Origin of the sequence: Kribbella sp. NPDC026611 (assembly GCF_040638345.1) — a bacterium.
Classification (GTDB): domain Bacteria; phylum Actinomycetota; class Actinomycetes; order Propionibacteriales; family Kribbellaceae; genus Kribbella.
Genome location: NZ_JBEZYC010000009.1, coordinates 324,150 through 345,735, shown reverse-complemented (window position 1 = coordinate 345,735; position 21,586 = coordinate 324,150). Strand labels below are relative to the sequence as shown.

The 21,586-nt window shown below is 69.5% G+C and carries 19 protein-coding genes; 8 read left to right on the top strand and 11 right to left on the bottom strand.

Going from position 1 to position 21,586, the window contains the following annotated elements:
* Nucleotides 1-337: 337 nt before the first annotated feature.
* Nucleotides 338-511: a hypothetical protein gene (locus tag AB0E69_RS33015; RefSeq protein WP_165546409.1), complete on the bottom strand. Its 174-nt coding sequence runs from the start codon at nt 509-511 to the stop codon at nt 338-340.
* 229 nt (nt 512-740) lie between these two features.
* Between AB0E69_RS33015 and AB0E69_RS33010 the strand changes: the two genes are divergently transcribed.
* The 4 genes from AB0E69_RS33010 to AB0E69_RS32995 are packed head-to-tail and all read left to right on the top strand — an operon-like array spanning nt 741 to nt 4,741.
* Complete coding sequence (locus AB0E69_RS33010) at nt 741-2,036, top strand: XRE family transcriptional regulator (RefSeq protein WP_360155201.1); 1,296 nt, start codon at nt 741-743, stop codon at nt 2,034-2,036.
* 9 nt (nt 2,037-2,045) lie between these two features.
* Nucleotides 2,046-2,606 carry a GNAT family protein gene (locus AB0E69_RS33005; RefSeq protein ID WP_360155199.1) on the top strand — a complete coding sequence of 187 codons (561 nt, stop codon included), beginning with the start codon at nt 2,046-2,048 and terminating at the stop codon, nt 2,604-2,606.
* A 36-nt stretch (nt 2,607-2,642) separates the two neighbouring features.
* On the top strand, nt 2,643-3,524 hold the full coding sequence (locus AB0E69_RS33000; protein WP_360155196.1) for an oxygenase MpaB family protein: 882 nt from the start codon (nt 2,643-2,645) through the stop codon (nt 3,522-3,524).
* 20 nt (nt 3,525-3,544) lie between these two features.
* A complete protein-coding gene (locus AB0E69_RS32995) occupies nt 3,545-4,741 on the top strand; it encodes an ROK family transcriptional regulator (protein ID WP_360155193.1) in 1,197 nt (398 codons plus the stop codon).
* Nucleotides 4,742-4,933: 192 nt separating this feature from the next.
* On the opposite strand, the gene AB0E69_RS32990 is transcribed toward AB0E69_RS32995, so the two are convergent.
* Nucleotides 4,934-5,530 carry a ParA family protein gene (locus tag AB0E69_RS32990; RefSeq protein WP_360155190.1) on the bottom strand — a complete coding sequence of 199 codons (597 nt, stop codon included), beginning with the start codon at nt 5,528-5,530 and terminating at the stop codon, nt 4,934-4,936.
* A gap of 170 nt (nt 5,531-5,700) precedes the next feature.
* On the opposite strand from AB0E69_RS32990, the gene AB0E69_RS32985 reads away from it, so the two are divergent.
* The gene (locus tag AB0E69_RS32985; RefSeq protein WP_360155187.1) at nt 5,701-7,146 is read left to right on the top strand and encodes an FAD-binding protein; all 1,446 of its coding nucleotides are present in this window, start codon (nt 5,701-5,703) and stop codon (nt 7,144-7,146) included.
* Here AB0E69_RS32985 and AB0E69_RS32980 read toward each other — a convergent pair whose 3' ends face one another.
* The 5 genes from AB0E69_RS32980 to AB0E69_RS32960 all read right to left on the bottom strand — a co-directional run bounded on the left by AB0E69_RS32980 (nt 7,147) and on the right by AB0E69_RS32960 (nt 12,546).
* Nucleotides 7,147-8,100 carry an ABC transporter substrate-binding protein gene (locus AB0E69_RS32980; protein ID WP_360155184.1) on the bottom strand — a complete coding sequence of 318 codons (954 nt, stop codon included), beginning with the start codon at nt 8,098-8,100 and terminating at the stop codon, nt 7,147-7,149.
* On the bottom strand, nt 8,097-10,049 hold the full coding sequence (locus tag AB0E69_RS32975; protein WP_360155181.1) for an ABC transporter permease subunit: 1,953 nt from the start codon (nt 10,047-10,049) through the stop codon (nt 8,097-8,099). Before AB0E69_RS32975 ends, AB0E69_RS32980 begins: the two co-directional genes overlap by 4 nt.
* On the bottom strand, nt 10,049-11,104 hold the full coding sequence (locus tag AB0E69_RS32970; RefSeq protein ID WP_360155178.1) for a glycine betaine/L-proline ABC transporter ATP-binding protein: 1,056 nt from the start codon (nt 11,102-11,104) through the stop codon (nt 10,049-10,051). Before AB0E69_RS32970 ends, AB0E69_RS32975 begins: the two co-directional genes overlap by 1 nt.
* A gap of 77 nt (nt 11,105-11,181) precedes the next feature.
* Nucleotides 11,182-11,640: a group II truncated hemoglobin gene (locus AB0E69_RS32965; RefSeq protein ID WP_360155175.1), complete on the bottom strand. Its 459-nt coding sequence runs from the start codon at nt 11,638-11,640 to the stop codon at nt 11,182-11,184.
* A 12-nt stretch (nt 11,641-11,652) separates the two neighbouring features.
* Nucleotides 11,653-12,546, bottom strand: coding sequence for an aminoglycoside phosphotransferase family protein (locus AB0E69_RS32960; RefSeq protein ID WP_360155172.1), 894 nt, complete (start codon nt 12,544-12,546; stop codon nt 11,653-11,655).
* Nucleotides 12,547-12,592: 46 nt separating this feature from the next.
* Here AB0E69_RS32960 and AB0E69_RS32955 point away from each other — a divergent pair, with 46 nt between their 5' ends.
* A complete protein-coding gene (locus AB0E69_RS32955; RefSeq protein ID WP_360155170.1) occupies nt 12,593-13,294 on the top strand; it encodes a hypothetical protein in 702 nt (233 codons plus the stop codon).
* A gap of 32 nt (nt 13,295-13,326) precedes the next feature.
* Entirely contained in the window at nt 13,327-14,391 is a 1,065-nt protein-coding gene (locus AB0E69_RS32950) for a hypothetical protein (protein WP_360155167.1), read from the top strand.
* 6 nt (nt 14,392-14,397) lie between these two features.
* Here the strand turns inward: AB0E69_RS32950 and AB0E69_RS32945 are convergent, their stop codons facing one another.
* From AB0E69_RS32945 to AB0E69_RS32935, 3 genes are all read right to left on the bottom strand, one after another.
* Nucleotides 14,398-15,222 carry a siderophore-interacting protein gene (locus tag AB0E69_RS32945; RefSeq protein ID WP_360155165.1) on the bottom strand — a complete coding sequence of 275 codons (825 nt, stop codon included), beginning with the start codon at nt 15,220-15,222 and terminating at the stop codon, nt 14,398-14,400.
* Between the two features lie 72 nt (nt 15,223-15,294).
* On the bottom strand, nt 15,295-16,329 hold the full coding sequence (locus AB0E69_RS32940; protein WP_360155162.1) for a hypothetical protein: 1,035 nt from the start codon (nt 16,327-16,329) through the stop codon (nt 15,295-15,297).
* 3 nt (nt 16,330-16,332) lie between these two features.
* Nucleotides 16,333-17,400, bottom strand: a complete 1,068-nt coding sequence (locus tag AB0E69_RS32935) for a hypothetical protein (protein WP_360155159.1) — start codon at nt 17,398-17,400, stop codon at nt 16,333-16,335.
* A 170-nt stretch (nt 17,401-17,570) separates the two neighbouring features.
* Here AB0E69_RS32935 and AB0E69_RS32930 point away from each other — a divergent pair, with 170 nt between their 5' ends.
* Entirely contained in the window at nt 17,571-20,273 is a 2,703-nt protein-coding gene (locus tag AB0E69_RS32930; protein ID WP_360155156.1) for a hypothetical protein, read from the top strand.
* Between the two features lie 54 nt (nt 20,274-20,327).
* On the opposite strand, the gene AB0E69_RS32925 is transcribed toward AB0E69_RS32930, so the two are convergent.
* Nucleotides 20,328-21,461, bottom strand: a complete 1,134-nt coding sequence (locus tag AB0E69_RS32925) for an endonuclease (RefSeq protein ID WP_360155153.1) — start codon at nt 21,459-21,461, stop codon at nt 20,328-20,330.
* Between the last annotated feature and the right edge of the window lie 125 nt (nt 21,462-21,586).

Genomic DNA, 21,586 nt, shown 5'->3' with positions numbered 1-21,586 from the left:
GGCTCCCGGTGAGGTGTCGGGGGCCTCCGGTGTCCTACCGCCCAGGACACTCGACCCTGCCTGGCCCGAGGTGTCGGCCAGGAGGTGGTTGGAACGGCTGGGCGGCGGCGATACAGGGACTCAGCCGCCAGGCCCAGCCGGGTCTGGTTGGACGGTGCGGTCCGGAGCTGAGGAGTGCTCCGGACCGCACCTCGGGTTTCGTCCGCGGCTGAGGAGTGCCACGGACCTTCCAAGCGCTACCCCTGGACGTGAGGAGACTCCAGGGCGTAGCACCTCCGGGTCTGAGGAGGACCCGGACGCATAAGGTGCTACCAGTGCCGGTAGTGCTACAGGTGTTTCAGTCGGTGGGGTCGAGCGGTCCGAGCAGGTCGTTGGTGACCTTGAGACCGGCGAAACGGCGCCGCATCGCCTGTTCGTAACGGGCCGCCAACGGCGCCTCCGCGACGTACTGCGCGATCACGTGCTCGCCGAACCAGACCCGGACTCTGCGCCGGTGCTGCCTCGACGTCATTTCCGCGATGGTCACTACCTCTCACCCCGTAACTCTGAGCCCTTGCAACCAGTTGGACTTACTGGTTGTCATGGCAGTAATGGTGCACGAGCCCAACGTGACCGCTCTAGGACCTGGAGAGGACCTTTGCCGGACCTCTTTCGGACCTCTCGCGGACATCTGAGGGACCGCACCTTGTCGTGGGGCAAAAGTCGAGACAACGTCTGAACTGACGTGAACGGGAGGAACGATGGCGGGTAGGTACGCGCCAAAGACGGTCCTGGCGCACCTGATCCAGCGCCGGAACCAGACCTACTCCGAGATCGTCGCCGAGTTCGTCGAGCTGGGTGGAACCATCACCGAGCGGCACCTGCGTCGCCTCGCATCGGGCGAGCGCGCAGGGACCACTCCTCAGACCCGGCGCACCCTGCAACGCATGTTCGGCAAGCCGGTCGAGGAGCTCCTCGCACCGTTCGTGCCCGAGCAGGCCGCCCAGGTGGTGCCGGCACCTGCCGCGAGTGGACGGATCACGACAGGTAATGAGATGGAGGTTCTCGACATGGCTGCCAGCCGCGCGAGGGCATTTGCCCTCGCGGCCCAGTCCGGTCTCGGAAGCGAGGCCATGGAACAGGTGTACGACGATGTGCGCCACGCCGCGACTGCCTACCCGCAGCGCCCACTGCCGGAGATCCTCGGCCAGCTGGTGGAGACCCAGGACCTGGTCTTCGCCCTGCTGGAGAGCCGGCAGCGCCCGGAGCACCTCCGGCAGCTGTACTTCCTGGCCGGTGTGACCGGCGGCCTGCTCGCCAAGGCTTCCCACGACCTCGGCAACCCGCACGCCGCCCTGACCCAGGCCCGCACGGCCTTCCTGTGCGCCGACAACGCCGACCACCACGGCCTGCGCGCCTGGGTGCGCGGCCTGCAGTCCCTGGTCTCGTACTGGGCCGGCAACCCGCACGACTCGGTGCGGTACGCGCAGCTCGGCGCCGGCTACGCCGAGCAGGCCAACAGCACCACCAGCGTCTGGCTCCCGGTCAGCGAGGCCCGTGCCTGGGCCGCGCTGGGCAACCCGGAGGCCACCCGCGCCGCGCTCGAGCGCGCCGAGCAGGCGTGGAACTCGGTCCGCAACGACGACCTGGACGACATGGGCGGCCTCTGCACGTTCGGCCGCAACCGCCAGCTGTACTACGCCGCCGACGCGCTGGCGTGGCTGCCGGGCGAGGTCGACCAGGCCGAGCGGTACTCCAGCCAGGCCGTGGACGCGTACGCCGACCAGAACCACCCGGAGTGGGCCTTCGGCGACGCCGCCGGCAGCCAGGCCGCGATGGCCATCACCCGGATCGCCAACGGCGAGCTGGACGGCGCGGCCGACGCGATTGCGCCGGTGCTGGGCCTGCCGTCCGAGCGCCGGATCAACGGCGTCGTGCACTCGGCCCGCCGCGTGCACCAGGCCCTACGGCAGTCCGCGCACGCCAACGACGCGCGCGAACTGCAGGAAGAGATCGAGTCCTTCACCCGTACGCCGATGCAGGCCTACCCCCGGTAGCCTGCGCCTATGGACCCGCTCACCGGCGAGCTCACCAGCCTGAGAGATTTCCGTCCGTCCGATCTCGACGACTACCTGGCCATCGCCGGTGACGACCGGGTCACCAGCTGGATGGCGTTCGACAGCTACGACCGGTCCAGGGCCGCCGAGGTCCTGGCCGGGATCGTCGAGCGGTCCGCCCGGGCCGACCGGCCCGACTACATGCAGGCCGTCACCCGGCCGCAGGACGACCGGGTGATCGGCTTCGCCCGGATCGCTCCCAGCGGGCCGTGGGCGGCCAAGCTCGGGTACGCGATCAACGCGGACCTCTGGGGCCGTGGCTACGCCACCGACGCGGCGCGGGTGATGCTGCGGTTCGCGTTCAAGACGCTCGGCAAGCACCGGGTGACCGCCGCGATCGGCCCGGAGAACGAGGCGTCCGTTGCCGTCGTCGAACGCCTCGGCTTCACCTACGAGGGCCACCTCCGCGACCACGTCTTCACCAACGGCGACTGGCGCGACTCCCTCCTCTACTCGCTCCTCGCCGACGAGTACTCCGACCGTTCATCCGGCAGCCGCCCACAGTCTTGACGGTCGGGGGCTTGGAGTGGTGGGGAGACTGGGGGCATGTCTGCCAGCCCGCTGGACCCGCTGAGGACCGGCCTTGCCCGGATGATCCTGACGAAGGTTGCGGGACCGGACCCACAGGCTGAGCGCAGCCGGGTGCACGACACCCCCGGCCCGCGCTGGTTCGCACCGGACCGCCCCATCCGGCGGGTGCACGGCGACGCGTCGATGTTCGCAGGCGGACTCCGGGCGCTGCTGCTGCAGTCGCTGCACCCGCTGGCGATGGCTGCCGTCTCGGCGCACTCCGGCTACCGCGGTGACCCGTGGGGCCGTCTGCGCCGGACCAGCTACTTCCTGGCGATCACGACGTACGGCTCCATCCCGGCGGCGGAGGAGGCGATCGAACACGTCCGGTCCATCCATGAACGCGTGCGCGGGACCAGCCCGGACGGAGTGAAGTACCGGGCATCCGATCCGCATCTGCTCAAGTGGGTGCACGTCGCCGAGGTCGACAGCTTCCTCAAGGCCCACCAGCGGTACGGCGCCAACCCGCTCGACGCCACCGAGCAGGACCTGTACGTCGAAGACGCCGCACTGGTCGCCCGCAAGCTCGGGGTGATCGATCCGCCGACCACGGTGGCCGAGCTGGACCAGATGCTCGCCGAGTACCGGCCAGAGCTCCGCGGTACGACGGAGGCGCGCCAGGCAGCCCGGTTCGTCCTGGTCCACCCGCCGGTCCCGCTGGCCGTGCGACCGGCGTACGGCATCCTGACAGCGGCCGCGGTCGGTCTGCTCCCGTGGTGGACCCGATTGCCGCTACGGCTGCCGTACCTGCCGCTGGCCGAGCAGACCGTGGTCCGAGCGGTCGGCACGGGTCTCACCAAGACGATGCGGTGGGCCCTCACCGCGCCAACACTGCAGGAAACCCGCGCGGAGGGGTGACGCGCCGGTAAGTTGTTCTCGTGCCGCTGCGTCCCCATCGTCCTCTCCCGCTGGCCACGCCGGCGGGCGTTGAGGTGCTGACCAAGATCCTGACGCAAGGCCCGATCCCGCGGGTGGAGATCGCGCGCCGCACCGGGCTGTCGCAGGCGGCTGTGACGAAGGCGGTCGCGCCGCTGATCGAGTCTGGGTTCGTCACCGACCAGGCGACCACACCGCCGGGCGCCGAGCTCGGTATCGGGCGCCCGGTCAGCCCGCTGACCGTCGTCCCGAGCAGCGTCTCGGTGATCGGCGTGAAGGTCACGCCGACCAGCCTCATTGGCGTGACCACCGATTTCACCGCGGGGATCCTGAACGTCCGGCACGACGAGCTCACCGGCACCGACCCGGAGGCGGTGATCGACCGGCTCGTGGACCTGGTGAAGGCGTTGATCGGCGACCTCAAGAACGGCGACGCCGTCGCCGGACCGCTGGCCGGGGTCGGAATCGCGGTGTCGGGCGACGTCGATGCGACGCACGGCGAGGTCCGGGACTCGCCGCTGATGGGCTGGCGTGCGGTCCCGGTCGCGGACCTGGTGCGGCAGCGGATCCGGCTCCCGATCGTGGTGACCAACGACGTCCGCGCGCTGACCGTCGCCGAGCACTGGTTCGGCGTCGGGGTGAACGCGGACTCGTTCGCGGTCGTGACCATCGGCTCCGGGATCGGCTGCGGTCTCTACATCAACGGCGAGGTCGTCTCCGGCGCGTACGGCGTCTCCGGCGAGCTCGGCCATCTCCCGCTGGCTCCTGGCGACCTGGTCTGCACCTGCGGCCGGCGTGGCTGCGTGGAGACCGTCGCGTCGTCGGACGCGATCCTGGCGCGGACCCGCGAGACGACCGGCAAGAAGGACCTCGACCTGGCCGGTGCGATCAAGCTGGCGCACGAGGGCAACGCCCACGCGCGCGAGGCGTTCGACCGGGCCGGTGAGGTGATCGGCGCAGCGCTGGCCGCAATGGTGAATCTGGTCGGCCCCGAGCTCGTCGTCATCGCGGGCGAGGGCGTGGCGGAGTACGACCTGTACGAGGAGCGGATGCGCCAGGCCTTCGCCGAGCACGCGTTCGGCGCGGCCGGCGGCTGCACCCTCATGCTGCGGTCCCACACCTTCGACGACTGGGCCCGCGGCGCAGCCGCCACCGTCATCCGCTCCTACGTCCGCGGCGAACCACCCCTCCAACGCTGACCCCATTCGAGGGGTGATCCCCGCGACCGACCCTGATCCCACCGGAGGGGTTATCCCCGCGAGTTGAGCCTTCTCCCCTCGCATACCAGAGGAGAACCCACAACTCGCGGGGATAACCCCTCGAACGCGGACTGGGCGGGCGCGGTGCGGCGGTCCGGGTGGGTGGGGAGTGGGTGGCGCCGGGGGGTGGGGTCAGCTGCGGGCGGCGGCGAGGATCTTGCGCCAGACCTTCTTGTACGACTCGAGGCCGTCGCCCGCGAGCGGGCCGGTCGGTCCGGCGGTGATGGAGACGCGCTCCGGGATCGTGCCCCAGACCGGGATGTTCTCCTGGGCGTACTGCTGCATGGCTTCCTGGTAGCTGCGGGTGTAGGTCCGCGCGGAGCAGATCACCAGGCCGGCCGGGATGTTGTCCGGCACCAGCTCCAGCACCGCCTTGACCCGCGGCGTCTCGACGCCGCCGACGCGGGTCGGGATGATGACGATCCGGGCCCGCTCGAGCGCCTTGTTCAGCAGCCGCTCGTGCGACGGAGGCATGTCGACGATGCCGATCCCCTCCGGCGGAACCTTGTCCAGGGCCTTGCTCAGCAGACGCTCGGTCGGAGCCTCCGCGATCTCGATCCGGTTCAGGTGCTCGTCGTCGGACTCCGCGATCCAGTCCGCCGCGCTGCCCTGCGGATCCGCGTCGATGAGAGTGGAGGTTCGGCGGTTGGAAGATGCCAGCGCGGCCAAGTACACCGACGTGGTTGTCTTGCCGACCCCGCCCTTCAGTGCAGCTGTCACGATGATCATGGAGTGAACTTACCCGGTTTCGGCGAAAAACCGGCGTGTCGTCGGCGTTGCCGATCCACATCGTGATAGTTGCCCCCGGCCCGTGTGAACAAGCTCAACCCGACTTCAACCTGTCACGATGAGCCCGCAGCGGGATAACGTGCCGGTCACAGGCAGCCGGGGAGGTCGGGATGAGCAGTCGTCGCGCGGTGCTGGGAGCTCTCGGGCTAGGAGTGCTGGTCGCTGGGTTCAGCCCGGCGCGAGGCGCCTGGGCCACCGCGGGAGGCGGTGACTTCGACCCCGTCCCACCACTCGACGGCCAACTGCTGCTGGACGTGCCCAGCCGCGAGAAGGATTCCAAGGACGGCGGTCAGTACCGTCACGTCGTACCGCAGGCCGTCCTTGTCCCGGGATCGGTCGCGGACATCCAGGCCATGGTCCGGTACTGCGCTCGCCACCGCATCCGGGTCGCACCGCGCGGACTCGCGAACACCACCGACGGACAAGGTCTCGTCAGCGGCCTGCTGATCGAGATGCGCGCGCTGAAGACGATCCACCGGATTGGACCGGACCACGCGGTCGTCGATGCCGGCGCCGACTGGCTGGAGCTGACGAACGCGGCGCACGAGCACGGCCTGACACCTCCGGCCTTGACCGGATTCCTCGGTCTGAGCTTCGGCGGCACCCTGTCGCTCGGCGGGATCCCGCCGGCGATCCAGTCCGGTAGCCAGGTCGACAGTGTGATCGAGCTCGAGGTCGTCACCGGGACCGGCGAGCTGCGGACGTGCTCGGCGACGCACGACCGCGACCTGTTCGAGGCGGTGCTTGCCGGGCTCGGTCAGTACGCGATCATCACCAAGGCGACCGTCCGGCTGATCCCGGCACCGGAGCGGGTCCGCGGGCACGAGCTCGCGTACACCAGCTCGACGGACTTCTTCACCGACTTCAAGACGCTGATCAAGCGCGGCGAGATCAGCGAGATCTACGGCGACTGGTGGCGGCCGGGCGAGCACGGCGAGGTCCACCACCTCAACGCGTTCACGTTCCACCCGGCCGCGACACCGCCGGACGACGCTCAGCTGCTGCGCGGGCTGACCAACACCGACGCGGTCATCACCGAGAACGACTTCCTCCCGCACGTCACCCGGATCGACGAGGCAGTCGACGAGCTCAACCAGGCGCTCGACTGGAGTCACCTGCAGAAGCCGTGGATGACCCTCTGGTTGCCAGAGGTCTCGGTCGAGCAGTACGTGACCGAAGTCGTCAGCCAGCTGACGCCCGAGGACGTAGGGGTCGGCGGCTTCGTACTGATGTATGCGCACCGCCGCTCCCGGCTGACCCGGCCGTCGCTGCGCCTCCCGGTCGGCGACGGCAGCGACTGGGTCTACCTGTTCACGCTGATGACTGCGGGGCCGCACGGAGCCGGCCCCGAGTTCGGCGCGAAGATGGTCAAGCGCAACGAGCGCCTCTTCGATCGGGCCCGCGACCTCGGCGCCACCCGCTACCCGATCGAGTCCACGCCGTTCAAGCAGGTCGACTGGCGCAGGCACTACGGCGACCGGTGGCCGCACCTGCGCGATCTCAAGCGCAGGTACGACCCGGCATCCGTCCTCACCCCGGGGCCAGGGATGTTCTAGTTACTTCCCCAGCCAGGCGTCGACCTTGGACTGGTTGTCCTTGACCCACTTCTCGGCGGCCTGGTCCGGCGTCAGCTTGTCCACCGCGATCATCCGGGCGACCGTGTTCTGGTCCTCGTTGGTCCACTTGAAGTTCTTCACCAGGTCGTACGCCGGGCTGCCCGAGTCGGCGAACTTCTTCGACACGATCTTGTCCAGGTCGTACGGCGGGTAGTCGCAGGCGACCTTCGCCGGAACGGCGTCGCACCCGGTCTTGTACGCCGGTAGGTCGATCTTCACCAGCTTGACCTCGTTGAAGAACCACTGCGGCTCGTAGAAGTACGCGAGCAGCGGCTTCTTGTTCTTCTCCGCGTCCCGGAACGCCTGGATCAGCGCGGTCTCGCTGCCGCTCTGCACGACCTTGTAGTTCAGCGCCAGGTTCTTCACCAGCGCCTCGTCGTTGGTGACGTACGACGGGTCGCCGTCGAGCAGCTGCCCCTTGCCGCCGGACTCCGACGTCTTGAACAGGGCGGCGTACTTGTTCAGGTTCTTCCAGTCGGTGATGTCCGGGTGCGCCTGCACCATCCACGGCGGCACGTACCACCCGATCACGCCCTTGACCCCGGTGGAGCCGGCCTCGACCGCCACCTTCTGGGTGGTGATGTACTTCTTCTTCAGGTCCTCGTGGCCCCAGTTCTCCAGGTTCACGTCGATCTCACCGGTGGCGAAGCCCTGCCAGGCGATCTCCTCCTTCAGGTCCTTCTTCACCACCTTGCAGCCGAGGTCCTTGGTCGCGACGTACGCGACCACGGCCGCGTTCGCCTCGTACCCGACCCACGGGCTGACGGTCAGGTTGAACGACCCGCACTCCTTGCCCCCGGCGGCCGGCTTGTCCTCCCCGACCTTCTGCCCACCGCACCCGGCCAGCGCGAGCGCGACCGCTGTCAAGACACCGGCGTACCGGAGCTTCTTCACCGCTTCTCTCCTCTTGTTCGGAAATCCTGGGTACGGCGGGCCGCCGCCTGCGTCACGCGGTCGAGCAGCACGCCCAGCAGCACGATCGCCAGCCCGGCCGCCAACCCCTTGCCGTACAGCTCGCTCTGCGCGAAGCCCGCGGCCACGTCGTACCCGAGCGCGCCGGCACCGACCAGGCCGCCGACGACGACCATCGAGAGCACGTAGATCAGGCCCTGGTTGACCGCGAGCGTGATCGCCCGCCGGGCCACCGGCAGCTGCACCTTGCTGATCACCTGCCAGGCGCTGGAGCCGACCGAGTTCGCCGCCTCGACGGTCGCGACCGGGACCGCTTTGATGCCGTCAGCAACGATCTTGGTGGTGACCGGGACCGCGAACACGACGGCGGCCGCGATCGCGGTGAACCGGCTGGTGCCGAACAGCGCGAGGAACGGCACCAGGTACACGAACGGCGGCATCGTCTGCCCGGCGTCGAGCACCGGCCGGATCCACACGTCGACCCGGCGGTTCCGCCCGGCCCACACGCCCAGCGCCAGCCCGACCGCGACCACCACGACGGTGGCGAGCAGCGTCGACGCCAGCGTGATCATGCTGTCGTGCCACACCCCGGTCGCGACGAGCAGACCCAAGCAGATCGCCGCCGGCACGGCACCGCGCCAACCACCGAGGACAAACGCCAGTACGACGACGACCGCTGCCACCAGCCACCACGGCGACCCGGTCAGCAACCCCTCGAGCGGGTTGAGCAGGGCCTTCGTCACCGCGTCCCGCACGCCGTACGTGAATCCGCCGAAGACGTCCTGGATCCAGTTGGTCACGTCCGTGGTGACCGTCGCGATCCGGGCGCCAACACCGACGCTGGTCGGGAACTCAGCGGCCCACACGTAGGTCCGCGAGAACCACACCGCGACCAGCACGGCCACGGCTCCGGCGCCGAGGAGGAGACGCCGGCGGCGGCTCGCCGTACGCCAGGGACGGTCGCCCGCGGCCGTCGTCACCCGGTCGAGCACGATCGCGATCACCACGATCGCAAGGCCCGCGTTGAACGCGACACCGACGTCCAGCGTCTGCAATGCCTTCAGGACGGTCTGGCCGAGGCCCGGCGCATCGATCAGCGCGGCCACGGTCACCATCGAGAGCGCGGCCATGATCGTCTGGTTGATCCCGACCACCACGGTCGACCGCGACATCGGCAGCAGCACCTTGGTCAGCGTCTGTCCGCGCGTCGAACCGAGCGAACGCGCCGCCTCGACGCTCTCCGGCGGCACCGAGCGGATCGCGTGCGCGGTCAGCCGAACCGCCGGCGGCGCCGCGTAGATCAGCGTGGCGATCGTGGCCGCGGCCGGTCCGATCGCGAAGAACAAGGTCAGCGGCGCGAGATACACGAACGTCGGCAGCGTCTGCATCAGGTCCAGCACCAGCGTGGCGACCTTGAAGGCCCGGTTCGACAGCCCGGCCCAGATCCCGAGCGGGATCGCGACCAGCAGCGACAGCAGGACCGCGGCGATCGTCAGCGCGAGCGTGTCCATGCTCTCCTGCCACAACCCCTGCAGCCCGACGAAGCCGAGCCCGGCCGCGGTCAGTACGGCGACCTTCCAGTTGCCGAAGGCCCAGGCGCAGTACGCCGAGATCGCGACCACCCCGAGCCACCCGATCACCGGGACCGGGCGGTCGAACGACGGCTGCGAGATCATGTTCTGCAGCAGCACGACGAGGTGGTCGACGGCGATCCGGACCGCGTCGAAGAAGACGTTCCCCTGGCCTGCGTCGTCGCGGTGCTCGGTCAGCCACCGGTGCAGCGGGGTCGTCTCCTGCCCGCCGAGGACGAGCGTGTCGATCCCGCGCAGCACGAAGTACGCCGCGAGCCAGACGACGAGCAGGACCCCGACGACCACACCCCGCCGCGGCCGCCGTACCTCGATCTCCACCCCGCCTGTGATCGAGGCCATCAGACATCCGCGACGACGGCGAGGATTTCCTCGTCGCCGATCACGCCGAGCAACGTGCCACCTTCGACGACCTTCACCGGGCGGTCGGACTCGAGGACCAGGCGGGTCGCCTCGCGGACCAGCACGTCCGGGCCGAGCTCGGGTCCGTCCAGCTGCTCGTCCGGTCGCGGTGCGCGGACGATCCAGCGCAGCGTGAGTACGTCGGCCCGCGACACGTCCCGCACGAACTCGCGGACGTAGTCGTCCGCCGGTGCGCCGACCAGTTCGTCGCCGGTCCCGAGCTGGACCGCGGCGCCGTCGCGCATCAGCAGGATCCGGTCGCCGAGCTTCAGCGCCTCGGACAGGTCGTGGGTGATGAACACCATCGTCTTGCCGACCTCGCGGTGCAGACGCACGACCTCGGTCTGCATCTCCCGACGGATCAACGGGTCCAGCGCGGAGAACGGCTCGTCGAACAGCAGTACGTCGGGGTCGTTGGCGAGCGCCCGGGCGAGACCGACGCGTTGCTGCATGCCGCCGGACAACTGCTCGGGGTACAGGTGCTCATTGCCGGCCAGACCGACCAGGTCGATCACTTCCTGCGCGCGCCGGCGCCGGTCCGGCTTGCTCTCGCCGCGGATCTCCAGCCCGTACGAGACGTTGTCGATCACCTTGCGGTGCGGCAGCAGGCCGAAGTGCTGGAAGACCATCGAGAACTTGCTCCGGCGCAACGCCCGCAACCGCTTCTCGTCGGCCGCACGCAGATCCTCACCCTCGAAGACCAGACTGCCCGCGGTCGGCTCGATCAGCCGGGTCAGGCAGCGCACCAGCGTGGACTTGCCCGAGCCGGACAAGCCCATGACGACGAACACCTCACCGGGCGCGACACCGAAGCTGAGGTCGCGGACGGCCGCCGTACAGCCGGTCCTCGCGTACAGCGCGGCCTTGTCCAGCCCGGCCAGCTCGGGGCGACGCGGGACCCGCTGGGCCTTCGGGCCGAACACCTTCCACAGCCCCTGGACCGACAGCAGGGCGTCCGCGTCCTGAATGTCGGGGTACTCGAGTTGAGCGGTCACCGGTAAACCCTCGCATCCCCGCTGTCGAACACAACGTGAACCGGGACTCTACCCAACGGGAAGGGCGACAACTCCTGTCAGGGCAGGTATGGGGGAGCCTCGCCCCAGCCCCAGTGCGGGACCGGCGCTTTGGGGGGTGGGGTCGCGCCGGGTTGCGAGTTCGCCAGGGCGATCCGGGTGCCCCACTCGATGTACGCGACGAACGCCGAGCGGAACTCCGGGTCGTCCGGGAGACCGGCCGGGTCGGCGCTCTGCCCGATCAGCGCGGCCCACCGGGACCGCTGCTCCTCCGTGAGACCCAGGTTGACGTGGTGGCCGAGCATCGCCGGGTAGCCGCCGAGCTCGTCGGTGTACCGGGTCGGACCGCGGAAGACCTCGCCCAGCCAGATCGCCACGTGCTCGCGGTGGTTCTCGCTCATGTGCGCGAACACCGGTGCCAGAATCGGGTCCTCGAGCACCTTGTCGTAGAAGACTTCGGTCAGCCGCCGCAGCGCCTCGTGCCCGCCGGCCCACTCGTACAGCGTCGGAGTACTCACGTAATCATGTAATCACGAGAACAGGGTCATGGCGACCGCCACCAGCTCAGGATCGAGGCGCGTGCCACCGTCCTCGGTGGACCAGATGATTTGCTGAAGGACGCGGGCCGCAGTCCAGTGGTCCGCGCGGTGGCGGTCGATACCGGTGACGTCGAGCATCAGGTCGTACCGGTCGCGGATCGCCTGGTGGATGTCGCCGGTCGCGACCAGGTCGTCCCAGCGGTTCCACAGCACCGGGAAGAGGTCGAAGGCCGGGTCTCCGGCGAGCGGCTTCGGGTCGATGACCAGCCAAGGCTTCCGGTGGCCGGCCATCACGTTCAGGTAGTGCAGGTCCCAGTGCAGCAGGCGGTCACCGGGCTCGCCGAGGACATCTGCGGTCAGCGCGAGGCACCGCTCGGCGACGCGGCGCTCGTCCGGGTCGGTCAGGGCCGCCGGCAGGAGCCCACGGGCGTCGGCCACCATCTGATTGGCGAGGTCCGCGAGCGTGCGGATGCCCGGCGGGGCCGGGACGACCATCAGGTGGGTGAGGATCTCGGCGAGGATGCGGGTCGCCTCGACGTGGTCCGGGAGGTCCTCGAGAGTCTGCGGCTCCAGGCGCTCGAGCAGGAGGGTGGCGGTCTCCGGGTCGTCGTCGTACACCTCGACCACGTCATCGCGGTTCCAGGTGCGCAGGGCGAGCGCCTCGTCGGCGCTCTCCTCGTCGATCAGCTGGAGCTTGAGCATCGCCGGGGTGCCGTCGTGGCGGGCTACCGGCAGGATGAGCGATGCCTCGCCGCTCATCGGCTCACCGTCGACGGTCAGTCGCCACTCGTCGAGGTACCGCGCGGCCGTCGCGGGCAAGCCGGCCAGCCACTCCGGCCGCGTCTTGCTGTGGTTCCGGAGGAGCTTCGCGGGAATCTCGATCACTCACCGCACAGTAGGTGGTTCGGCGGCGATGTGCTTGGGTTTTCCCGTGAGCGACAAGTTGGTCCAGCGGATCGTGGCCGTGAGCTACCTGGGGATCCCAGTAGTACTGCTGGCAGCAGTAGCGGCGATCGCTGCGACCGGTCCGGCGTGGGCGTGGGCTGGATGCGTCGTACCACTCGCGATGCTGGTCCTCGGTTGGGTGCTGCGCCGCCGCCACCGCTACCAACCGCGCTGGTGGATGGGGGTCGCCGGCCTGTACGGCGGCCTCACCGGGCTGATGATCACGCTGTTCCCCCTGGTCGTCGGGGTGTGGTGGCCGGCGATCCTCGCGTTGCCGGGGCTCATCCTCGGGCTGGTCGGCGGTCTCGCGCTGGCGCGGTACGCCAACCACGCGCTGCTGGTCCCGTTCCGGCCCGAGCTGGCGAGTACGCCGTACGAGCTGGTGTTCCGGCTGCGCGGTATGCCGTTGGCCGCCGTACTGATCGGCGCCGAGACCATCACGATCCAGTCGCACCCGGTGCCACGCTCGGAGCACCAGTACCGGACCTATCCCCTGACCGCGGTGACCGGCACCTTCGAGTTCACCCTGTCCGGCGCCGAACGCCTCAAGTTCCCCATCCACGTCCAGGCCGTCCCCACCGAAGGCCCAGCAGTCATCCTCCAGGCCAACGGCGAGGACTGGGTCCTCCCCACGAACCAGTCCACAACCTTGATCGCCGTCCTCGAAGAACGCCGCCCCCAGCTCTAGGCACCGCAGGCAGCTGGTGCCACGCTGCAAAGATGTTGGGCAGGCGCGTTGTGACGGCGCTGATGACAGCGTCGATGGTGGGGGTTCTGCTCGTCGGTGCAACGCCCGCGCAGGCGGCGCCGGATCCCTTGCTGCACGTGACCAAGGTGACGCTGAACCGTACGTCGGTCGCGGTGTCCGGTCTGAACACGGTGCAGGTGCAGGTCACGGTCACTGGTAGCTACGACTCCAGCGATCCGCTCGATGCGAATATCCCGGTGGTCGTGTGGTTCCGGCGGACGGCCGGGGTCGGCACGCTTCCGTACCTGGTCTCGACGGACCTGAAGCTGCAGGCGGGAACCACGATCCAGAACGGTGTGTGGATCGGGCCGGTCAACGTGCCGTCGACGGCGAACGGGACGATGACGGTCTACGGGGTGACGCCGGGATCGTACTTCGGGCGGCAGTTCCAGCCGATGCCGGTGGATCCGACGCCGGTAGCCGGGCCGGCGCTGGCGGTGACCGGTCTGCACCCGCCGAAGCTCACCGCGAAGGTGATACCGCCGGTGGTGACGGTCGGGTCGGGGTTCTCGATCACGTGGGCGGTGACCGACGCCACCACCGGAGCGGCGTACGGCAGCGGGATCCGGGTCCTGCTCGGGTACGACAACGAGTGCGTCGAGGACGCCGGCGGGATCATCGCCCGCACCGGCACGAACGGTCTGGTCACGCACGCTTATCCCGCGTCGCAGGCACAAGGGGTGAACTGTCTGCGGATCCAGGGCGCGCCGATCGACATCGCCGGACTCGGGGTCGGGGTCGCCCGGCTCGGGCTGGTCTCGGCCGCTCCGTCCAAGCCTGCCGCGCCGGTCGGAACGATCGTCCCGGTCAACGGCTCGGTGAGCGGGGCGCCGTACAACTGCCCGGTCGTGCTGCAGCGGCTCTACGGCCGGACCCAGTGGCGTGGCGTGAGTACGGCGAAGGTCCGGCAGAGCGGACGGTTCACGGTGAACGCGCAACCGGCGTACCGCGGTCTGATCCCGTACCGCGTCTACTTCCCGAAGTGCTACCAGTGGCAGATATCGATCAGCGGCACCTTCACCATTCGCGGCCTGTAAGACGCGTCAGGACGTGGCGGTTTCGCGGGCCTTGCGGTTGGTTTCGGCTTTTTCGGCCTGCCAGCCGTCCTCGTTCTTGCCGAGGCGCCAGTAGCCGGACAGCGAGACGCGGTCGCGGGCCAGGCCGCGGTCCTGGAACAGGTTCTTGCGGATCCGGAAGACGAACCCGGCCTCGCCGTGGACGAAGACGTCCGGCGTACCGGCGGGGAAGTCCAGGGCCTCGACAGCAGCGACCAGACCATCGCCGCGAGCCGCGTCGCTGCCCGCGCGGTGGAACCAGGTCACGTCGACGTCGCCGAGCTTCTGCTGCTCGGTCTCGTCCTCCACCTCGATCAGGACGGTCGCCTGCGCACCCGCGGGCAGCCGCTCGACGGCTGAGCTGATCGCCGGCAGGGCACTCTCGTCACCGACCAGCAGGTGCCAGTCAGCCGCGCTGTCCGGCGTGTAGGCACCACCGGGGCCGTTGAACCACAGCACGTCGCCCGGCTGGGCCGACGCAGCCCACGGACCGGCCACACCCTCGTCACCGTGGTGCACGAAGTCGATGGCGAGCTCCTTCGACTCCGCGTCCCACGAGCGCACGGTGTAGGTCCGCATGGTCGGCCAGTGCTCGGCAGGGAACGTCTCCCGGACCACACCCAGGTCCAGCGGCTCCGGGTACTCCACACCGTCCTTGCAGAACAGCAGCTTCACATAGTGGTCGCTGAAGTCGTTGTCCACGAAGTCGTCCGAGGTCAGCACGACCCGGATCATGTGCGGGGTGACGCGCTCGGTGCGCTGGACGACACCGCGCTTGCAGACGCGGTTACGGCGGGGTGCGGGGCTGGTCAAGAGACCACGGTCCTCTCGGGCGGGCTAAGTTAGGAATACCTAACCTAGGTTAACCCACGCACCCCAACCGCTTCACAGTCCGCGGATGTAGAACACCTTGCTGACACCGGCCTGGAAGTTGTAGCAGCGCGGGAAGTAGACCCGGTACGGGATCAGCCCCCGGTACGCCGGTTGCGCGTTGAGCGTGAACTTCCCGCTGTACGCACGGATCCGGCCGGCCGGGCTGACCGTCTTCCACTGCGTCGCGCCGTACAGCCGCTGCAGGTACACCTTGCAGGCCTGCGGTGCGCCCTGCACCACCCCGTTCACCGGGACGATCGTGCCGACCGTGGCGCTGGTCTTCGACGGCGTCGCGGTGACGACGCCGGGCCGGGCCACGAAGACTCCGAGGCCGCCGTTCGCCGTCGGGTTGCCGGGCAGGAGCAGGCAGTTGAGGAACTCCGCGTCCGCCGCTCGGTAGGTCTTGGTCACGATGCCGTTGGTGTCGGTCAGGTTCGAGTAGCCCGGACCCATGTACTCGGCGCAGATGTTGTCGTTCCCGAGCTCGACCCGGAGCCGGCTGCCGTACGACCTGCCGGTCTGCGAGTCGGTGACCGCCCACTTGATCGAGTACGGCGCGCCGAACGGCACCACCTTCGGGATCACCGACGCGCTGATCCGCGGGATGTGCGTCCCGGTGACCGCGAGCGACGGACCGGCGTACGGCGTCGGATCGGTCATGTCACCGCTGCCCGGGAAGTACGGGCCGTGGATCACCCCGGTCACCTTGAAGGTGCCGTTGGCCAACGAGGGCACGTACAGCGGGCCGCTCCAGGTCCCCGTGGTGGTGTTGCGCGGCAGGCTGGTCGAGATCAGGTACCGCTGACCCGAGCCGCCGGTCCGTTCGAGGTTCACCAGCACCGGGGTCGTGTCGGTCGGCGCGCCGGTGCCGAACCGCCCGACGACCGTGACCGTGACCGCGGCGGTGTTGAGGCCGCTGACCGCGACCGCGGTCTTGTTCAGCGTGACCGAGTCGATGTGCAGGTTCGGGTCCGGACTGGCCTGGGCCGTCATCGGTACCACGCCGAGCCCCAGGACGACGAGGCCGGCCAGCATTCGAGCCTTCATGGTTCAGACTCCCTTGATCGTGAACGTCTTGCTGACAGCCGCGACGTACGGTTGGCAGGCCGGGAAGTAGGCCCGGTACGGGATCAGGCCTTTGTACGACGGTTGCGCGGTGAGGGTGAAGCGTCCGGACTGCCGGACCGTTCCAAGGCTGACTGTGCGCCATTGCGTCCGGCCGTACAACCGCTGCAGCTGGATCGGGCACGAGCCGATCATGTTCGCGAAGGTTCCGTACACCGGCACGATCGTGCCGACCGGTGCGCTGGTCCGCGACGGGGCCGCCGCGATCACCGAGGGCCGCGCCGGGAACAGCCCCTGAGCGGCGATGTAGTACGGGTCGGTCATCAGTTGCGCGCAGTTCAGCGCGCCGGCGTCGGACGCCGTGTACGCCTTGGTGATCACGCCGTTCGTGCCGGTCCGGAACACCGGGCTGCCGCCCTCGGCGCAGGGCGTGTCGACGCCGAGGCCGATCGGGATCCGGGAGCCGTACGGCTTGCCGGTCGCGGTGTTGGTGACCGCCCAGGTGATCGAGTAGGGCTTGCCGAACGGGACGATCCGCGGGTTCACCGCTGCCGTGATCCGGGGCAGGTTCGTGCCCTTCACCGTGATCGTCTGCCCGCTGTACGGCGTCGGGTCGACCGGGGTCCCGTAGACCGGACCGCCGTACGGGCCACGCATCACCCCGGTGACCTTGAAGGTGCCGTTCGCGGTCGAGGCCACGTTCAGGCGGCCGGTCCAGGTACCGTTCGCGAGCGTGCCGCTGGTCCGTTTCAACGCCGCCGAGACGATGTCCCGGCGCGGTCCGGTGCCGCCGACGCGGTCGAGGATGACGTTCAGCACCGTGTCCTGGTCGCCGGGCTCGGCGGAGTCGTAGCCGCCCTTGACCGTGACGTTGATCGGGTAGGTGTTCAGCCCGGAGACCGCGACCGAGGTCCGGTCCAGGGTGACTTGGGTGATCGTCAGGCGCGGATCGGTATCCGCGTGCGCGACGGTCGGCAGCGCCCCCAGCACCAGGCCCGCGACCGCTGCCGCGAGCAGCGTCGCGCGCACCGTCAAAGCTCGTCTGGTCCTCATGTGAACGAGCGTGGCAGTGCCCTGACACGCTGTCACGCGCGCCTCCCCATCTCTGCGCGATCGGGCCGCGCCAGTAGACCAGTTTTCATTCAACTGGTCGAGGCGGATTGTTAACCGGCCGGTCATGTCCAGCCCAGGTGAGCGACCGTTACGGTCCGCAGTCTGAACCAATGAGCGAGGTCTTCGGTCCCGAGCGGCACCCGAAGTACTCGATCATTCGCACCGACCGCCTCGGCCGGACCACCTCGATCGGCGACCAGCTGCCGCAGAGCAAGGCGGTGCTCTTCGTCGGCGCGCCCGGGACAGGCGTGACCGACGAGCTGAACCGCGCCGAGGACCTGGCGCTGCGGAAGGGCTGGACCGCGATCCGGGTGTCGGCGCTCAAGAACCGGCCGATCGAGTACCAGCTCACCAACGCGGTCCGGGAGAACTTGGGGCGGCTCCGGAAACGCTTCGGCCGGCGCGCGGTGCACGGCCTGAACAAGACCGTCGACGACCTGACCAACCGGGGCACCAACCGGCGTTGGGGGTTCGAGGTGCGCCTCGGCGGTGGGGTGCTGCCGGCGGAGGCGGTCAACAAACGCGAGTGGGACGCGACCGCGCACGGCAACATCGGCACCACGCTGATCGACTTCGCCGACCGGCTCGGTGAGCTGGCCCGCCCGGACGACCCGAGCCAGCCGGACCGGCCGATCCTGCTGCTGGTCGACAACATCGACGACGCGCAGGAGCGGGACCGCGCCGGGCTGAACGAGCTGGCCATCCACCTGGAGAAGATGGGCAAGCCGGTCTGGCTGGTGGCCGGCGGCGGCCTGAAGTCGACCGCCACCCTGATGCAGGCGTCCCGCCGGATGTCCGGGATCGCGACCACCGTCACCAACCAGTTCGACATCCGCGAGCTGCGACCGCTGTCCGACGCCGAGCTGCGCCCGGCGCTGACCGAGCCGTTTCGCAAGGCCGGCCTCAGCTACCAGCCGGAGGCCGTCACCCATCTGCTTGAGGCGGCGAACGGCGACCTGCGCCGCCTCCGGGAGCTCGGCGTCGCCGCCGTCGGGTACGCCGGTGCGCGCAAGAACGTCACCCTCGCCGACGCGCGGAACGCGGCGGTGTGGCTCGAGGCCGAGATCGAGACCACCTACGACAGCCGCTGGGACCAGCAGGCGGGCACCACGACCGCGCAGCGGAAGCTGCTCGGCCGGGTCGCCGCCGAGGGACCGAACGGGCTCCACATGCCGGCCGTGCTGCGGGCCGCCGGCGAGGGTGAGTGGCAGGAGATCGACCAGGCCCGGCAGGAGCTGGTCGCCCGCGGCCTGCTCCGGGACTACGAGGAAACCGTCACGATCCCCGAGCCGGGTTTCCAGAACTGGATCAACAACGCACTCGGCCAGACGCCGGCGCCGGCGCGGTACCCGGTCGCCGTCCAGCACTCCCGCCCACAGGCCGCGTTGGCACCGGCCCACGAGGCGGGGAACTACTCGCTGGCCACGCAGGTGTTCGGCAAGACCGGCGACCTCGTCCACCAGATCGACCGGAAGGACGAGAAGTACGGGCGCCCGGTCTCCCTCGACGTCCGGCGTCCCAACCGCCGATCGGTGTTGTTCACCGGACCGCCCGGCATGGGGACGAGCCAGGAGCTCAGCCGGGTGAAGAAGCTGGCCGACCAGGAGGGCTGGGTCGCCTTCAAGCTGGACGCCTCCCGGAGCGAGGCGCTCGAGGCCCGGTTCCACCGCGCAGTCAAGGAGCAGCTGGGGTCGATGACGGACCGGTGCGCCCCCGGCGACGCCAAGAAGCTCGACAAGCTGGTGAACAAGCTCGCCATCGAGACCAAGCGCGCAATGAACACCGCACAGCTCCGGCTCGGCTTGGCGCCGCTGAAGATCGGGGTCCACGGCGCGTGGGAGGACGATCAGCGCAAGCGCTGGGTCGGGCTCCGCGCCGACACAGTCGGTACGACGCTGACCGAGGTCGCGACCCACCTCGCCACGATGGCCACCAACTCCGGCAAGCCGGTCGTGCTGATGGTCGACAACCTCGACGCGGCGTCGGACTGGGACCTGGTCACGATGACCGAGCTGTCGAGACACCTGCAGGAGCTGGGCAAGCCAGTGTTCCTGGTAGGCGCCGGCGGCGAGGAGGCCGAGTCACGGCTGCTCGACGCGTCGGCCGGCGCGGCCGGTGTCGAGAAGCTCGGAGCGGGCCGCTTCGAAGTCCGCCGGCTGACCCCGATCCCGCACGCCGAGCTCCGGCCGGCACTGACTGTCCCGCTGCAGGCCAAGGGAGTCCGGTACGACGACAACGCCGTCGACACCCTCGTCGCCGCCTCGAACGGGAACCCGACCCGCCTACGGACCCTGGCCGGCGCCGCGCTCGAGCTCACCGACTCGGCCACCGGGATCACACCCGAGATCGCGAACCGCGCGATGGCGCAGGTGAACGAGCAGTCCCGGGCGCTGTACGACGCCGCCTGGTTCACCTGCACATCCGACCAGAAGGAGGTGCTGGCACGCGCCGCGGCCCGCGGTTCGGCCGGCATCCCCCGGCCGGCGCAGACCGAACCGGCCGAGTCACCGAAGCGGTTCGAGCTCGACCAGGCCGCGCAGAAGCTCGTGTCGAACGGGCTGCTGACCCGCTCCGGCGGCGAGCACCACTTCAAGATCGCCGACCCCGGCTTCCAGGAGTGGTTGCAGAACCGCCTCGGCCAGCACGCCGCCCAGACCGGTGTCGCCGCCGCGGGCACGCTACCGCCGGCAAGGACGGCGGCGCCCGCCACCTCAGCGGCGGCAGCGTCCACAGTGGCCGATCGGGCCGCGTTGCGGACGGCGATCCAGGAGCTGCTCAACCGCCCGCTGCGCAGCGGCCCGCGGGCCCGCTGACGCCGGATCGGCGGCATCAGCCGGGCTCGCGGCTCACGGCTCACGGCTCACGGCTCACGGCCAGATCGAGCTGATCCACTCCGGGTGGTCGATGAACGGGTTCCGGTTGTGCTGGAACTGGTTGTAGATGACGTCGTTGCGGTGCTGCTCGAACGCGTCCGGCGGGTCGGCGGCGGCCCACGCCTTCAGCACGGTCAGCTTGCCGATGTACGGCGCGGTGCCGTTGCCGACCGAGTTGTTCACCTCGAGGTTCGGGAACCCGTCGTCGCCCTCGTACCGGACCGCCATGTAGAAGATCATCCGGGCGACGTCGCCGCGCACGGCCGGGCGCGGGGCGAACGAGTCGGAGTCCGCGGTACAGCCGGTGCACTGGGCGACCGCCGTACCACTGTTGTCGAAGTCGAGGTTGCCGCGGGCCGAGTTCACCGAGACGTCCTCGGGGCGGAGGTGGTGGATGTCGGTGCCGGGGCCGGTCGCGGTCCCGAAGTCGCCGTGGGACTTCGCCCAGACGTGCTCACGGTTCCAGTCGTCGACGCCGCCGCCTTCGCTGCTCTTCGCGATCGAGCGGCCGGAGTAGACCTCGATGACGTTGTTGCTGTTGTTCGGGTCCTGGTCGGTGACCTCGAGCGCGTCCCAGACCTGGTCGTAGGTCAGCTTGGTCTGGCTGGAGATGATCGTGTGCAGCGCGGCCTTCAGCGCGGCTCCCGACTTGCCCGCGGCGCCGGCGTAGTAGTCGCCCGGGTCGCCCGGCGGGTCCGTCGTACCGCCGCCGCTGAACGCGGTGGTGTTGGTCAGACCGGGGTGCGCGAAGTACGCGCCCAGCGAGCCGGTGACGGTGATCTTCTGACCGAGCAGACCCGGGTTGCTCTGCAGTCCGTACGACGCCCGGAAGCCCGAGGTGATCTGGACGTACAGCATCGACGAGGTGCTGGTCTGCGTCGCCGAGTCGGCCAGCGCCAGCGCGTAGTTGTTCGGGAAGTTGCTGCGGACAACGGTATTGGTTGCCGTCGGCTGGCCGACGACGTAGCCGGTGACCGAGGCAACGGTTCCGTCCTGGCGGCCGATCGCCGTACTGACGGTGATCGCGGTGGCGGCGTTCGACGGAGTAGCTGTGCCGATGATGTTGGCGAAGCCGAGCAGAGCGAGTACTACGCCGACGATCAACGTCGGCCGGACAAGTCGGGACACGGATGCTCCCAGGGGCGGTTGGGATCAGATGCCGGTCAGTCTGCCCACCCGGACCGGATACCGAACATCCGCTCCGCGAACACCAGGTGAAGGTTGAACCGGTGGGACGGCGAACGAGTGAGTGC

Coding starts and splice junctions, on each gene's coding strand:
- AB0E69_RS32975 (WP_360155181.1), bottom strand. CDS start 10,049: ATGGCCTCGATCACAGGCGGGGTGGAGATCGAGGTACGGCGGCCGCGG.
- AB0E69_RS33005 (WP_360155199.1), top strand. CDS start 2,046: ATGGACCCGCTCACCGGCGAGCTCACCAGCCTGAGAGATTTCCGTCCG.
- AB0E69_RS32930 (WP_360155156.1), top strand. CDS start 17,571: ATGAGCGAGGTCTTCGGTCCCGAGCGGCACCCGAAGTACTCGATCATT.
- AB0E69_RS32940 (WP_360155162.1), bottom strand. CDS start 16,329: ATGAAGGCTCGAATGCTGGCCGGCCTCGTCGTCCTGGGGCTCGGCGTG.
- AB0E69_RS32950 (WP_360155167.1), top strand. CDS start 13,327: ATGTTGGGCAGGCGCGTTGTGACGGCGCTGATGACAGCGTCGATGGTG.
- AB0E69_RS32935 (WP_360155159.1), bottom strand. CDS start 17,400: ATGAGGACCAGACGAGCTTTGACGGTGCGCGCGACGCTGCTCGCGGCA.
- AB0E69_RS33015 (WP_165546409.1), bottom strand. CDS start 511: ATGACGTCGAGGCAGCACCGGCGCAGAGTCCGGGTCTGGTTCGGCGAG.
- AB0E69_RS33010 (WP_360155201.1), top strand. CDS start 741: ATGGCGGGTAGGTACGCGCCAAAGACGGTCCTGGCGCACCTGATCCAG.
- AB0E69_RS32985 (WP_360155187.1), top strand. CDS start 5,701: ATGAGCAGTCGTCGCGCGGTGCTGGGAGCTCTCGGGCTAGGAGTGCTG.
- AB0E69_RS32990 (WP_360155190.1), bottom strand. CDS start 5,530: ATGATCATCGTGACAGCTGCACTGAAGGGCGGGGTCGGCAAGACAACC.
- AB0E69_RS33000 (WP_360155196.1), top strand. CDS start 2,643: ATGTCTGCCAGCCCGCTGGACCCGCTGAGGACCGGCCTTGCCCGGATG.